This window comes from Moraxella sp. K127 (genome assembly GCF_015223095.1).
Lineage (GTDB): Bacteria > Pseudomonadota > Gammaproteobacteria > Pseudomonadales > Moraxellaceae > Moraxella.
In genome coordinates, this window is sequence record NZ_JADFBZ010000030.1 from 21,822 (window position 1) to 36,285 (window position 14,464).

Annotated in this window: 15 protein-coding genes and 1 riboswitch; of the genes, 8 read left to right on the forward strand and 7 right to left on the reverse strand. The window is 45.3% G+C overall.

The window, feature by feature from the left end:
- Positions 1–145: 145 nt before the first annotated feature.
- Entirely contained in the window at positions 146–391 is a 246-nt protein-coding gene (locus IM753_RS07750) for a PspC domain-containing protein (protein WP_067007107.1), read from the forward strand.
- Between the two features lie 175 nt (positions 392–566).
- A complete protein-coding gene (gene htpG, locus IM753_RS07755; protein WP_194109034.1) occupies positions 567–2,513 on the forward strand; it encodes a molecular chaperone HtpG in 1,947 nt (648 codons plus the stop codon).
- An 86-nt stretch (positions 2,514–2,599) separates the two neighbouring features.
- On the opposite strand, the gene bioD is transcribed toward htpG, so the two are convergent.
- Genes bioD through bioA form a run of 4 tightly spaced genes read right to left on the reverse strand, consistent with a single transcriptional unit; the run spans position 2,600 to position 6,651 of the window.
- The gene (bioD, locus tag IM753_RS07760) at positions 2,600–3,280 is read right to left on the reverse strand and encodes a dethiobiotin synthase (protein ID WP_194109035.1); all 681 of its coding nucleotides are present in this window, start codon (positions 3,278–3,280) and stop codon (positions 2,600–2,602) included.
- On the reverse strand, positions 3,277–4,134 hold the full coding sequence (locus IM753_RS07765; RefSeq protein WP_194109036.1) for a methyltransferase domain-containing protein: 858 nt from the start codon (positions 4,132–4,134) through the stop codon (positions 3,277–3,279). Before IM753_RS07765 ends, bioD begins: the two co-directional genes overlap by 4 nt.
- On the reverse strand, positions 4,131–5,330 hold the full coding sequence (locus IM753_RS07770; protein WP_194109041.1) for an 8-amino-7-oxononanoate synthase: 1,200 nt from the start codon (positions 5,328–5,330) through the stop codon (positions 4,131–4,133). The genes IM753_RS07765 and IM753_RS07770 overlap by 4 nt, the downstream gene beginning before the upstream one ends.
- 13 nt (positions 5,331–5,343) lie before the next feature.
- Entirely contained in the window at positions 5,344–6,651 is a 1,308-nt protein-coding gene (gene bioA / locus IM753_RS07775; RefSeq protein ID WP_194109037.1) for an adenosylmethionine--8-amino-7-oxononanoate transaminase, read from the reverse strand.
- A 575-nt stretch (positions 6,652–7,226) separates the two neighbouring features.
- Here bioA and rluB point away from each other — a divergent pair.
- Entirely contained in the window at positions 7,227–8,222 is a 996-nt protein-coding gene (gene rluB / locus IM753_RS07780; RefSeq protein ID WP_194109038.1) for a 23S rRNA pseudouridine(2605) synthase RluB, read from the forward strand.
- A 113-nt stretch (positions 8,223–8,335) separates the two neighbouring features.
- Here rluB and IM753_RS07785 read toward each other — a convergent pair whose 3' ends face one another.
- The 3 genes from IM753_RS07785 to lipB all read right to left on the reverse strand — a co-directional run bounded on the left by IM753_RS07785 (position 8,336) and on the right by lipB (position 10,887).
- Positions 8,336–8,869 (reverse strand): inorganic diphosphatase, encoded by a 534-nt coding sequence (locus IM753_RS07785; RefSeq protein WP_065256696.1) that lies wholly within the window; start codon positions 8,867–8,869, stop codon positions 8,336–8,338.
- A gap of 113 nt (positions 8,870–8,982) precedes the next feature.
- Positions 8,983–10,137 carry a hypothetical protein gene (locus IM753_RS07790; RefSeq protein WP_194109039.1) on the reverse strand — a complete coding sequence of 385 codons (1,155 nt, stop codon included), beginning with the start codon at positions 10,135–10,137 and terminating at the stop codon, positions 8,983–8,985.
- 3 nt (positions 10,138–10,140) lie between these two features.
- On the reverse strand, positions 10,141–10,887 hold the full coding sequence (lipB, locus tag IM753_RS07795; RefSeq protein ID WP_065256694.1) for a lipoyl(octanoyl) transferase LipB: 747 nt from the start codon (positions 10,885–10,887) through the stop codon (positions 10,141–10,143).
- Between the two features lie 110 nt (positions 10,888–10,997).
- Positions 10,998–11,088: riboswitch (TPP riboswitch) on the forward strand.
- Between the two features lie 57 nt (positions 11,089–11,145).
- Here lipB and thiM point away from each other — a divergent pair.
- The 5 genes from thiM (at position 11,146) to IM753_RS07820 (ending at position 14,416) form a co-directional block, all read left to right on the forward strand.
- On the forward strand, positions 11,146–11,988 hold the full coding sequence (gene thiM, locus IM753_RS07800) for a hydroxyethylthiazole kinase (RefSeq protein WP_065256693.1): 843 nt from the start codon (positions 11,146–11,148) through the stop codon (positions 11,986–11,988).
- Positions 11,985–12,830, forward strand: coding sequence for a bifunctional hydroxymethylpyrimidine kinase/phosphomethylpyrimidine kinase (gene thiD, locus IM753_RS07805; RefSeq protein ID WP_065256692.1), 846 nt, complete (start codon positions 11,985–11,987; stop codon positions 12,828–12,830). The genes thiM and thiD overlap by 4 nt, the downstream gene beginning before the upstream one ends.
- Before the next feature lie 330 nt (positions 12,831–13,160).
- The gene (gene thiE / locus IM753_RS07810) at positions 13,161–13,820 is read left to right on the forward strand and encodes a thiamine phosphate synthase (protein ID WP_194109040.1); all 660 of its coding nucleotides are present in this window, start codon (positions 13,161–13,163) and stop codon (positions 13,818–13,820) included.
- A gap of 76 nt (positions 13,821–13,896) precedes the next feature.
- Positions 13,897–14,172, forward strand: a complete 276-nt coding sequence (locus IM753_RS07815) for a type II toxin-antitoxin system RelB/DinJ family antitoxin (protein ID WP_062498491.1) — start codon at positions 13,897–13,899, stop codon at positions 14,170–14,172.
- Complete coding sequence (locus IM753_RS07820; RefSeq protein ID WP_062498492.1) at positions 14,159–14,416, forward strand: type II toxin-antitoxin system mRNA interferase toxin, RelE/StbE family; 258 nt, start codon at positions 14,159–14,161, stop codon at positions 14,414–14,416. The genes IM753_RS07815 and IM753_RS07820 overlap by 14 nt, the downstream gene beginning before the upstream one ends.
- Positions 14,417–14,464 lie beyond the last annotated feature (48 nt).

A 14,464-nucleotide genomic window follows, 5' to 3' on the forward strand; every position in this document is an offset into this window, starting at 1 on the left:
TTTTAATTGCAAAAACCAAAAACAAGCACGTCCCAATGAGCTTTTATCATACTTTATTATACAATGATACAAATGTGTATTATACGCAAATTTGCAAGGTAAATGAAACTAACCAAGCTGGGGTTTTACAAAGTAAGGTTTTATTATGACACAAGCAAAATTATACAAATTACACCGTTCTCGCCATCACTGCATGATAGCAGGGGTGATGGGTGGCATCGCTGAATATTTGGGTTGGTCGCCCATGATGGTAAGAATCTTATTTGTCGTCATCTCAACGTTTAGTGTTGCTGTGCCGGGGGTATTGATTTATTTTATCTTATGGATTGTCATGCCCAAGGCGACGGCAAATTCATATGTGCCAGAGGCTAACTATCGGCAGGTACGATGACTATAATGATATAACAAGAATGACATGACCCATTTGGTTGGGTGTGTGTGATTGGTCATGTGATTAATAACACGATTGATGTCATGATTGATGCATGGGTAAAAAAATTCCCTTGAAAAATCCGTCTGCATCCCTATTTTTATCCTGTTAATTTTTAACTTAACAGGATATTTTTATGACCGTAAAAAACCACACCTTTGAAACCGAAGTCAATCAGCTTCTACATCTTGTAACACATTCACTCTACTCAAATCCTGACATATTTATCCGTGAATTGATATCCAATGCCTCTGATGCGTGTGATAAATTACGCTTTTTGGCAACAAGCGATGATGCGTTGTATGAAAATGACGGCGAACTTGCCATTCGTATTGAAATCGACAAAGATGCCAAAACCTTAACCATCAGCGATAACGGCATTGGCATGAACGAAGCGGACGTGATTGACAACTTAGGCACGATTGCCAAATCAGGCACCAAAGCCTTTTTGGACAAATTATCAGACGCCGATAAAAAAGACGGCAACCTTATCGGACAGTTTGGCGTGGGCTTTTATTCTGGCTTTATCGTGGCGGACAAAATCACGGTAGAGACCCGTAAAGCTGGCGAACCAAGTAGCGGGGGCGTACGTTGGGTGTCGGACGGCACAGGCTCATTCACGACCGAGTCTATTGACAAGCCTACCCGTGGTACTTCCATTATCTTACACCTAAAAGATGAATTTGTAGAGCGTGAAGACGGCGAATACAGCTACCTTGACCGCTATAAAATCAAGTCGCTCGTATCAAAATACTCCGACCACATCAGTCTGCCCATTCAAATGCGTAAAGAAGTGTGGCAAGAAGACGTTTCAGAAAATGGGGAGCAAGACGAAAACGCCCCTGTGCCAAATGGCGAGATGATTTTGACGGACGAATGGGAGACGATTAACAAAGCGTCCGCCCTATGGACACGCACGCCAAGCGAGATTGGCGATGATGAGTACAGCGAGTTTTATAAGACGGTAAGCTACGATTTTGATGAGCCACTGACGTGGACGCACAACCGAGTCGAAGGGCGTGTGCAATATACTCAGCTTTTGTATATCCCCAAAAAAGCCCCGTTTGACCTGTACGCCCGTGAACAGCAACGTGGGCTAAAACTCTACGTCAAGCGTGTGTTTATCATGGACGATGCCGAACAGCTTCTTCCCATGTACCTGCGTTTTGTCAAGGGTGTGATTGACAGTGCTGATTTACCGCTTAATGTGAGCCGTGAGATTTTGCAAGAGTCTCGTGATGTCAAATCTATTCGTGAAGGCAACGCCCGCCGTGTGCTGACCCTGTTGGCAAGCCTAGCAAATAGCGAAGATGAAACCAAACAAGCCAAATTTGCCGACTTTTACAAAGAGTTTGGCGATGTCATCAAAGAAGGCTTGGGCGAAGACAAAGCTAACCAAGAGCGTATCGCCAAACTGCTCCGCTATGCCACCAGCACAAATGACAGCGTTGAGACCAGTTTTGCCGACTACAAGGCACGCATGAAAGACGGTCAAAAGGCGATTTATTACCTGACTGCCGAAAACTTAGTTTCTGCCAAAAACAGCCCGCAGTTAGAGCTATTTAATAAAAAAGGCATTGAAGTTATCCTCATGACGTCAAAAGTGGACGAATGGGCGATGAACTTCTTGACCGAATTTGACGGCACGCCATTACAAAATATCGCCAAAGGGGCGGTGGATTTGGGTGATTTGACCGATGACGCCGAAAAAGAAGAAGTCAAAAAACAAGAAGAAGCCTTCAAGCCTGTGGTAGAACGCCTAAAAGGCGTGCTTGGCGGACGAGCCAAAGACGTGCGAGTAACGAGCCGTCTGGTGGATTCTCCTGCCTGTCTTGTTGTGGGCGATGGCGAGCTGACCCCACAAATGGCTCAAATGCTAAAAGCGATGGGGCAACCTGTGCCTGACATCAAACCCACGCTTGAAATTAATCCAACGCATCCGCTGATTGCACGTTTAGAAGATGGTGGCGATTTTGATGATTTGGCACAAGTTATCTTTGACCAAGCCCTAATTGCAGACGGCGGACAGCCTGATGACCCAGCAGGGTATTTAAAGCGGGTTAATAAATTGTTGTTAAAATAATCCGCTCTGACACATAAACCACTAAGGGAGGTCTTAGTGGTTTATTTGAGTTGTTTTGTATGATTGAACATCAGCGTTAAGCCAAATCATATGTTTAACTTAGGAATCTCCCACCAAAGGGCATCACTGTGATGGGCTTTAAGATACTCTTGCAAGTACTGTTTGGTATCGCTTGCAATCATTTCATCATCGCCATCATCGGCTTGATTATACGCCAGTGCGTACAGATGTATGCCATAAGCTTTTAGGGCGTTTAAGCTTAGCAGAGTATGGTTAATACTGCCAAGCCTGCCAGAGCTTACCAAAATCACAGGATAATTTTGATTGGCGATATAATCAATCATCAGCCCACCTTTAACATCATCTGTCATCGGCACCATCAAACCGCCTGCCCCTTCAATCAGCACTATCTCATAAGCCTCTGCCAGTTGTTTGGTGCATGCCAAAAGATGGCTAACATCTACCGATACGCCATCCATCTTGCTTGCCAAATGTGGCGATGCAGGGTAGCTTAGTATCAAAGGCATTGTTAGGTGCGTCTTATCATCAGGCAACATGCCCATGCCCATCATCTGTCGGTGTTGGGCAATGTCTTCGCTTAGCTTGATATTGCCAGTTTGGATAAGTTTTTGGGTGATAACCATTCGCCCATTCTTTAAAAGCTGGCAGGCGATATGACCTGTTGCGATGGTTTTACCAATGTTAGTATCAATACCGCTAATGAAATAGCTGCCTTGCATTTGGTGAAGATTAGCTAATGTATTCATAAAGGCAAACTCATTGGTTTAATTGGTTTATGGGCAACAAAAAGCAGCGGCCGATAAGTCAAGGTATAACCTGCATCGGTATGAAATTGTTGATAGTTTTGACAAAACTTTGCCAAACTTTGCTTGCTCCAACATGCCTGCTCTGTGCCAACTGCTGTCACGCCTGTTGCTTTTAGGTGTCTTAGCACCGCCATCGGAGAGTCAAAATAAAGCACTTGCTCATCTGCCTTAAACTCATCAATCATAAAACCTGCTTGATTTAAACGCACCATCAGCTGTTTTGGCGTATCATAGGGTAGCCCTCGCCCTGTCAATGCTTGTATTTCAGATAAATTACCCTCAACAAAAGTACTGGCAGCAAAAAATCCGCCAGCTGTTAAAGTCTGAAAAACCCTCTTAAATAGCACATCTGGCGGATAAATCCATTGTAGTGCAGAAGATGAAATCACACCATCTAAGGTTTTTGGCAAATCAATCATCCCAATATCACCAATCAGATAATTGGCATCAACATCCTTTGGCAGTGCATTGGTTTGGATATTATCATACAAATCATTTAAATACAGTGTATCAACGCTAAAATGTTCAAATAAAGCATCGGTTAAAAGACCACTGCCAACGCCAATTTCAAGCAATCTTGATATGTGTTTATGTTGTTTGACCTGACAAGGTTGCATGTCAGTATTTTTGGTATTACAAGCTTTAACCATCTTTGCTTTAACCATCTTTAAAGAGATAATAAGCTGTCTTGCCATCTTCGCCTGAACGGTTGCATGAGTGCGATAGCTTTGATGGGCTTTGCAAAACCTTTGGGCAATTTTATTGGGATTTGATGATAAAGCGGATTTTGTCATTTGCTCTCACCTCTGACGATTTGAGTAAGCACTTGGGTAAACTTTGTCATTGTATCATCATTAATGGTACTATTTAAACAAATTCGCAACCGTGATTGCCCTTTTGGTACGGTTGGTGGGCGTACAGCCAGCACATGATAGCCTTGTCTGCCCAAATCAGCGGCGGCATTTAGCGTACGAGCATTATCACCCAATATGATGGGAATGATTTGACTGGCAGAAGGGCATGGCAGCTTTGCCAGCCGAACCACTTTTGATAAATCATCACTAAGTTTCATCAGATGCTTACGCCTTTGGTTCATCAAAGGTATTTGCTCTAAAATAAAACAGCTCCAAGCAATGTTAATGGGCGGTAAAGCGGTACTAAAAATCAAAGGACGCATTTTATTAATCAGATAATCACGCAAAATGGGATGGCAAATACAGTATCCGCCAACCGATGCCAATGCTTTTCCAAATGCACCGACAATAAAATCAATTTGATTGATGACGCCATATTCTTCCACACAGCCCAAACCACGCCCACCTCTAACACCGATGGCGTGGGCTTCATCAACATAAAGCATCACCTTTGGGTATTGTGCCTTTAAATGGCTAAGATGGGATAAATTTGTGATATCGCCATCCATGCTAAAAATACTTTCGGTAACGACAATGATGCGACAAATGCCATTATCTGATTGATATTTTTGGATTAATCCTTCAAGCTGGGGGAGATTTTGATGTTGATAGCGGATGGTTTTGGTGCCATGTTTGGCAGCCAATTGCATCCCATCAATGATGCTGGCATGAACCAATTTATCCGCCAAAATCACCGTTTTGTCATCACAAATGGCAGGTAGGATGCCAATATTGGCATGATAACCGCTATTAAATAACAAACAAGGGCGACCAAATAATGATGCCATTTTGGTCTCTAATCGCTCAAAATTTTCAAAATTCCCTGTCAACAATCTAGAAGAAGACGCACTAAACGGCCAACGCTGTTCATGCAGCACCTCTAAGAATTCTTCATAAAGTGATGCTTGGCTGGCAATGCCCAAATAATCATTGCTGGCTAAATTGAGCAAAGGCTTGCTGTCATTGACGCCAATTCGTTGCCCTTGATGTTTTAAGCGTTGTAATTGGCGGTGATTGTGCGATGCTTTTAAAGCGGACAGCTCTTCGGCATAAAAATTTAATAACTGGCTATTCATCATTCATCTTCGTTTATCGCTGGCCCATTGACTGTTTTTTAAAATTAGCTGATAAGGTTGTGCAGATTAAATCGGTGAACTCATGCAATAAAGTTGTCAGCTCATCATCGCTGATGATAAATGGTGGCATCAGATAAACCAGCCGTCCAAAGGGGCGAATCCATATTCCTCGTGCGACGCATTCTTGTTGAATGATTGCCATATCTACCGGGTCTGTCATCTCAACCACCGCAATCGCCCCCAAAATACGCACATCAGCGACATGTGGCAACTGTTTAAGATGGGTTAGTGTCATGCGACATGTCCGAGCAATACGCCGAACATGATATTGCCAAGGGCTTTGTAATAAAAGCTGAACACTTGCCAGTGCCACAGCACATGCCAATGGATTTGCCATAAATGTTGGCCCATGCATGAACGCACCCGCCTTACTATGGCTGATGGTGTGTGCCACTTTGGTTGTGGTGAGTACGGCTGACAATGTCATATAACCGCCCGTTAATGCCTTGCCCAAACACATGATATCAGGCACTACCTTGGCATGCTGGCAAGCAAACAGACGACCTGTCCGCCCAAAGCCTGTGGCAATTTCATCAAAAATCAATAACACGCCATATTCATCACACAATTTACGCAGCTGCCTTAGATAATTTGTGTGATAAAACCGCATGCCACCTGCCCCCTGAACAATAGGCTCAATGATAAAAGCCGCTAAGTTTTTATGGTGTCTCTTAAATGCCAAGCGAATATCATCCATGGCCGCATCATCCCAAGGGTCATCAATCTTAATTGTTGGTGCATCCACAAAAATGCGACTGGGCAGAGTATCCCCAAAAATTTGGTGCATGCCTGTGATGGGGTCGCAAACACTCATGGCATTCCAAGTATCGCCATGATAGCCCGAGCGGGTTGTCATGATGTTGTTTTTGGTGGTCTTGCCCAAAGCATGCTGATACTGAACCGCCATTTTCAAAGCCACCTCAACGGCAACCGACCCTGAATCGGCATAAAAAATGTGTTGAAGCGGTTTTGGGACAATGCTAAGCAATAATTGCCCAAGTTTGATGGCAGGTTCGTGTGTCAGTCCACCAAACATGATATGAGACATTTTGGTGAGCTGTTCGGTGATGGCGGCATTTAAAATAGGATGATTGTATCCATGAATGGCACACCACCATGATGACATGCCATCGATGAGTACCGTGCCATCTTGTAGATGAATTTGACAGCCTTTGGCACAAGCAACAGGCAAGGCTGGCAAAGGGTTCGTCATAGAAGTGTAAGGGTGCCACAAATGGGCGGTATCAAATTCGTTAATCATCGCCTAAATCTTAGTCAAATTGGCTTATCATAGCGAATTTAGATAGAAAATGATAGCTTTAATGGTCTAAATATAGGGCAATCACATCATAAAAAGCAAAAACCCACAGTAAATCATTAAAATATGGACAAAATAGCCGTTTTATGGTTGTAAACGCCATTACCACTTATGACAACAGCCAAGGATAACACAAAATTTTCTATGAAATATAGGGCGTGCCTGCCTTTTGTATTTGCAATGAAAATCACGAAAAATCGCACGTTTTTTTCAAGGAAAAAACGCAGGCTGATAGTTATTCTTTCAGGTAAGTTTTTGACGATAAAAAAACAAAATTTAGCCATTTTTCATGCAAAAACGATTAGTTTATTTCTAAAATATTTCTATATTGTAAATAGTGTTATAAAGGGCAAGCACGCCCTAGTAAGCTGTGCAATTGCCACGATAAATCCACATAAAAACATCCATGTCAGGTCTGAGTGTGTTATAATGGGCTTTTATGCCACTTTGCAACATTGTGAAATTATTGTGAAATTGCAACATTGTGAAATGTTAAGCTCCCCATACAGGAACACATCATGAATGCCCCACACATCAAATCCGTAGATACTCATACAGACACCACCAAACCCCAAGGCGAAAAACTACAAAAGCTCCTAGCACGCATGGGTTTGGGTTCACGGCGTCAGTTAGAACAAATCATCAAAGCAGGGCGAATCTCCATCAATACAAAGACCGCCACACTGGGCGATAGAGCCAATGTAAGCGATGAGATTCGTGTTGATGGGCGATTGGTACGCCTTAGAGCCGAACGTGATAAACGTCGTCGCATCATCGCCTACTACAAGCCCGAAGGTGAGATTTGCTCCATGTCTGACCCTGAGGGTCGCCCCACGGTGTTTGACCGCCTGCCTAAGCTGACAGGCGACAGATGGGTGATGGTCGGCAGACTGGACATTAACTCATCGGGTCTTCTACTGTTCACCAACGATGGCGAGCTGGCTCATCGTCTCATGCACCCATCTAGCGAAGTGGTGCGTGAATATGCCGTGCGAGTGCTTGGCGAAGTCACCCCAGAGATTGCCCAGAATCTGACCCGTGGCGTTGAGTTAGAAGACGGCATGGCACGCTTTGATGACATCAAAGAAGGTGGCGGTACAGGGGTTAATAAATGGTATCACGTCACCATCAAAGAAGGTCGCAAGCGTGAAGTTCGCCGTATGTTTGAGTCCCAAGAACTTAAAGTTTCACGCCTGATTCGTACCCGATACAGTACCATGATATTGCCCAAAGAGCTAAAAACAGGGCGATTTATTGAGCTTGATGCCAAAGCCATTGATGCCCTTGTCTCATCGGTAGGTCTGCGTTCTCGCCAAGGCACAGGACTAAATACGTCCGCCAAAGAAAAACAAGCCCGTATCCACAAAAAGCCCCTGCCCGCTCGTGAAGTTCGCCAAAAACGCACTCAAAAAGGCAAAAATGAGCGAAAAAGAGCCGATGACAGACAAGGCAAAAGCGAACGTAAAGGACAGCAAACCCCTGCGTTTGGCAAGGCGAAGTTTTATAAAGTATAAATCAACAAAGAGTAAATTATACTCATGTTGACAAAACCGCCCGAATACCGTTTATGGCATTCGGGCGGTTTTATGATTGATGACTTATAAGATTGTCATCTGCAAGTCGCCAATCACGCTTCTTCTACCCAGCGTTTTTGGCTCTCTTTAATCACTTCTTTGGCGGTGGCAACGTCAAAAAAGCCTTCTACTTTGGTGGTGCCAGCTTTTTTTAGGTCTTTGTAGTGGTTAAAGTGAAATTCTAGCTGTTTGATAAGCTGTGGTGGTAGGTCATCAAGGCTGTTGTAGGCGTTGCCGTTGTTGCGGTCATCGGCAGGTACCACGATGATTTTGTCGTCCACCTCGCCGTCATCAACAAACTTCATCACGCCAATGACTTTGGCTTTTAGAAAAATACCCGTGGTCAATGGCTGTTCGGTTAGGATAAGTGCGTCTAGCTCATCGCCGTCTTCGTCTAGGGTTTGAGGGATAAAGCCATAGTTGCAAGGCTTGGCAAAAGCAATCGGCTCAACACGGTCAAGCTCAAAGCAAGCGAGTTTGCGGTTCCATTCGATTTTGTGGTTTGAGCCAGTAGGGATTTCTACGACCACGTTAATCTCGCCTGCGTCCACGTCGCCTGCGTCTAGGATTTTGTTAAAATCTACCATAAAATTCTCCGATTGGGATTAAAAAAGTTGTGCCATTGTAATATTAAATCAATCTAAGTGCAATCATCAATTTATGATGTTTTTGCATATCGCTTATGGATAATGGCATATTATCAAGGCTCATCTGATGTATCGGGCAAGCAAATGGGGGTGCTGATACAGCTTGGGGTGTCCACTTTTGTTTTGTCTAAGGCGGTCATGAGTTGTAAGGTTGCCCGCTCCCAATCTTCAATTTGACTTGGGTCATCAAGGTGGCGTTCATCAAGATTGGCAGGATTTATGGGGTATTTGTCGTCTCGCTCATCTGTTGGTGTGGCGATAAATGCTAGAAAGGCTTGGGCTTTTTTGCCAAGTTCGCTGTTATGTTTGGCAAGTTTGACAAAGCTCGCTTCATCTGTGAATGTCTCATCATTTTCATTGATGTAGGTGATAAATGCGGTTTTATCATCATTTAGCCAACGTGTATTATCTGAATCAAAAAATAACAAATATTCATAAAATAATGACAACCGTTTGGCATCATCAATAAAGACACTCTGCGGATACGTCTTTTGATAATCTTGCCAAAATAACGCCCGCTCGATAAGCTCATCTAATGAAATGCTAAGACCTGCATCACACCACAGTGGCTCTTGGTTGTCGCTGGCAAGTCGCTCAATCATGACCGCTTGGCCTTTTGGTAAATGGGGCGTAAACAGCTTGGCAAATGCTTGATAATCATTGACGAAGTCAAATTCCCCTTCGCAGTAGTCTGCTATTTTTAGCTTGTTTTGTTTGACCTGCTTGATGAGATGTTGGGCTTTTGGGGGTAATTTTACGATGTTGGACTCATTGTACTTTTTGTTATAATGAATGTCGTACATGACCTGATTTAACTGGTCAAATTCTGCCTCATCTAGCAAAAATTTATCGCCTTGCCAAAATGACAAAAAACGCTGATAAGCAAGCTGATATTGTGTCGCCCACTTGATTTGGGTGGTGTTGTCGGCAGTCGGCAGGCAATGATTGAGTGGTTTATCCGCCTTATCAAAGTCATCTATTTGGCTATTGATGTCAATGGCGGTTAGTGTGCTGGTAACGGCTTGGCAATCAATCGCTTGGGCGTTGGCACTTTGAGCGACAGGTGTGGGCGATGTGGGGGCAACGTCCACAAAAGTCTGCTCTGCTTGGCGTGGTGTGGCATCAGTAGCAAGTGAGCTGTTGGGCTTGTTGTCGCAAGCGGTCAAGGATGACAGAGCGATTGCGATGATTATTAATGGGTATTTCATGGCTTATTCGCTGGGTATCGGGTTATTTATGGGTCTTAGGGCGAGTTGTCCACTGTGTCTTTTTTGAATATTACTGATAAATTTATGAATAAATTCGTGCGTTTGGCTATCATCAAATTTGCCAAATTGCGATAGTTTTACCATTGCCATGCCCGCATAGCCACAAGGGTTAATGGCATTAAAGGCGGTCAAATCATTGACAAGGTTAATGGCAATGCCGTGATAGCTATGCCCTTGCTTGATTTTAAAGCCCAAAGACGCAATTTTGCCAAGCATATCGCCATTGGTATTATAAATATACACCCCAGGGGCATCACGGCGAGCCTTAGCGGTCAAATCGGGCGGTAGGTACTCGCCCACCACGTCTTCTATGGCTTGCTCGGCGTGGCTCACTAGGTCTCGCACGCCCATGCCAAGGCGGTGCAAATCCCACAGCCAGTACACCACAAGTTGCCCCACGCCATGCCATGTTACCTGTCCGCCACGGTCGGTTTTGATGATTGGGGTGTCGGTCTTGTAGAGAATATGCTCTTCTTTGCCCGCTTGCCCTAGCGTATAAACGTCTTGATGCTCCACAATCCACAGCTCATCAGGGCAGGCTTGCCCGTTTTTTTTATCATCAATGCGACTCAAAATCCGAGCAAGCATATCATCATGCGTGGCGTTGTATTCGGCGTGGGGGTGGGTGCTTGTGTGCAAGTCGTCCCATTGCAAGGGGGTAAGGTTTAGGTGGGGTAGGTTTAGGGTCATGGCTTTTAAATGGTTAAATAAGAGCTATTTTACGTCATTTTGTTAAAAATAAAAACCATTTTAACCATTTTTAACCGCTTGCACACCCCTTACCCTTTTGTTATAATCCAACCTATCAATCGGGGTGCTATTTATGGCTGAGATGATACCCGTGAACCTGATACAGTTAAAACTGGCGTAGGAAATTGATAAAAATTGACGAGCAACACACTTTTTGGTGTGGGTTTTGACTGTGCTTTTCTTAAAAAGGAAAAACCCATGACCACAGTTACCAAAAACCCATTCTCCCCAGACCAAATCCCCCTAGACTTAATCAACGAAGTCCGCAAGCAAAACCCCCTAATTCACAACATTACAAATCTGGTCTCCGCCAATTTTACCGCCAATGGACTGCTTGCTGTTGGTGCGTCCCCCATGATGGCAGAGTCGCCTTTGGAGATGGCAGAGCTTGCCAAAATCAGTAGTGCGGTTGTGCTAAATATCGGCACGCCGTCCGACCCCAAAACGTCCGCCATGATTATCGCAGGGCAAACCGCCAACGCCCACGGCATTCCTGTGGTGCTAGACCCTGTGGCGGTGTCGGCAAGCACTTTACGCCAATCTACCATTCATCAGATTAGCCAAGTCGTGCAGTTTGATGCCATTCGTGGCAATGCAGGCGAGCTTGCGTTTTTGGCAGGGGCGAACTGGCAAGCCAAAGGCGTGGATGCTGGGCGTGGCGATGCGGATTTGGCGAGCATTTGCCAAGCGGTCGCCCAAAAGTACCGCACCATTGCCATTTTGACAGGCGAGATTGACTATATCTCAGACGGCACGCAGGTGGTTGCCCTTGCCAACGGTACGCCACTTCTGCCCAAGGTTACCGCCACAGGGTGCTTGCTAAGTGCCGTGGTTGGGGCATTTTTGGCGGTGGCAGGGCGTGAGCGGTATTTGGTGGGGGCGGTCAATGCCTGTGCCACATTTGCCATTGCAGGCGAGCTTGCTTGTGAAGGATTATTGCCAAGCCAAAGCGGTACGTTTATGTATCAATTTTTGGATAAATTGGGCGGTATTAGCCCTGATGAGATTGCCAATCGTGTCAAGTTTGTGGGGGGAGCATGAACCACGTCCACACGCACCCACGCACTCATCGCCCCGCCCAAGCCTTGACTATTGCAGGGTCGGACTCTGGCGGTGGGGCAGGCATTCAGGCGGATTTAAAGACCTTTACCATGCGACAAGTATTTGGTACAAGTGTACTGACCGCCACAACCGCCCAAAACACCCAAGGCGTATGGGGCATTCATCATCTGCCGACCGACCACATTAGAGCCCAGCTTGTCGCCATTGGGGACGATTTTGCGATTGGGGCGTGCAAAATCGGTATGCTTGGCACGTCCGACATCATTGAGACGGTGGGGCAGTTTCTACAAAATCGTCCGTTTGGGCAAGTGGTGCTTGACCCTGTGATGATTGCCAAAGGCGGACAATCCTTGCTTGATGACAACGCAAAAGACAGCCTAAAACGGCTCATTCCCCTAACCGACATCATCACGCCCAACCTACCAGAAGCCGAAGTGCTGACAGGCATGACGATAGTTTGTGATGATGATATAAGGAAAGCCCTACACGCCTTACAAGACATGGGGGCAAAGACGGTCATCATCAAAGGCGGACATAGCCAAAATTCCCAAAGTGCCATGTGCATAGATTATGTGCTTGATGAAACGGGCGATATTTGGCAAGTACAAAGCGAACGCACTAACAGCAAAAACACACACGGCACAGGGTGTACGTTCTCGGCGTGTATCACGGCAGAGCTTGCCAAAGGGGCGAGCGTGGCAGATGCCATTCATACCGCCAAACGCTTAATTGCTCAGGCGATTAGCACCGCCCCCAATATCGGACACGGACATGGGGCGGTCAATCATTGGGCGTTTTGGGAAGGTGGGGTGGGTAATTAGTTGGTAAATTTAATATTAAACTTCCTATAAAACTGGTTTTCCGTTCGCCCTGAGCTTGTCGAAGGGTATAAGGAAAACCGTTATGGTTCGACTTAGCTCACCACGAACGGTTTTCTTTAATTCAGAGTTTTGCAGGAAGTCCATTGCTGAATTAAAATGCCTTTTAAAATATTTTTAAAATTTGGACGTGTAGGGGCGAATTGCAATTCGCCCAAAAATCAACACTTTATCAAAGGGCGAAGGTGATTTGTCCCTACATTTTTTACCTTGATTGTCATTTGTATTTTAAAAATTTTTAAGTTTTTATTAAAAATCCCAAAAGGAACCCCCATGTTTGATAAATCAACCCTATCCGTCTATTTTGTCGCAGGCACACAAGACTGCACGCACCGAGACGAACCCACGCCAGAGCAGAGACTGCTTGCGGTGTTGGAGAATGCCTTGCAAGCAGGGATTACTTGCTATCAATTTCGTGAAAAAGGCGACAACGCCCTAACTTGCCCTGACAAGATTAAAAAGCTCGCCCTAGATTGCCAAGCGTTATGCCGTCAATATGGCGTGCCGTTTGTGATTAACAATGATGTTCATTTGTGCCTTGACATTGGGGCGGACGGCGTTCATGTGGGGCAGACGGACATGGATATTCATGACGTGGCAAGGCTCTGCCGTGGGCGTGCGTTTGTGGGTTTGTCGCACAGCTCGCTTGATGAGATAGGGGTTAGCGTGGGGCATGATTTGGCGGATTATTTGGCGATTGGGGCGGTGTTTGACACACGTTCAAAGGCGGACGCTGGGCGTGCGGTGGGCGTGGATATGGTGGGGCAGGTGCGAGCGATGATTGGCAACCGTCCGCTTGTCGCCATTGGTGGGATTGATACGACCAATGCAAGCCTTGTGCGTGCCAATGGGGCGGACGGTGTGGCGTGCGTGTCGGTGATTGCCCGTGCGGACGATATGGGGGCGGTGGTGGGGGCGTTAAAGGGAACATGATAAATCGTATGGCGTTTGTCATTGCAAATTGGGGCGTATTGCTTTACAATAAAACAAATAACCATAAGGGGGCTATATGACCACAACCAATTTAAATATCCGCATTGATGACGAACTCAAAGCTCAAGCCACAAAAGTGCTGGCAAGCTATGGCTTGTCGCCCACACAAGCGATTAAACTGTTTTTTCATCAGGTGGTTAGCACCAATCAAGTGCCTGTGTCTTTTGATTATCAAGCCAGAACGCCCAACGCCAAAACCTTGCAAGCGATTGCCGAGCTAGAAAATGGCGGTGGTACGCTTTATGATGATTTGGATAGTTTGCTTGCAGGGCTAGATAATGTTAAGCGTTAAGACCAGTAAGGATTTTGACAGGGATTTAAGAAAACAAAAACTCACCGCCGAGCTTTTGGAAGTATTAAGTTGTCTATATCGTGGCGAGCCATTGCCTGCCAAATACAAAGACCATGCGTTACATGGCGACAAAAAGGGCTGGCGTGATTGCCATGTACAAAATGATTTGGTGCTGATTTACAAAATTGAAGATGATATTTTGTATTTGGCAAGGTTAAATACCCATAGCGAAGTTTTTGGTTAATCAGGGCGTGCCTGCCCTTTATAACACTGTTTACAATATAGAAACATT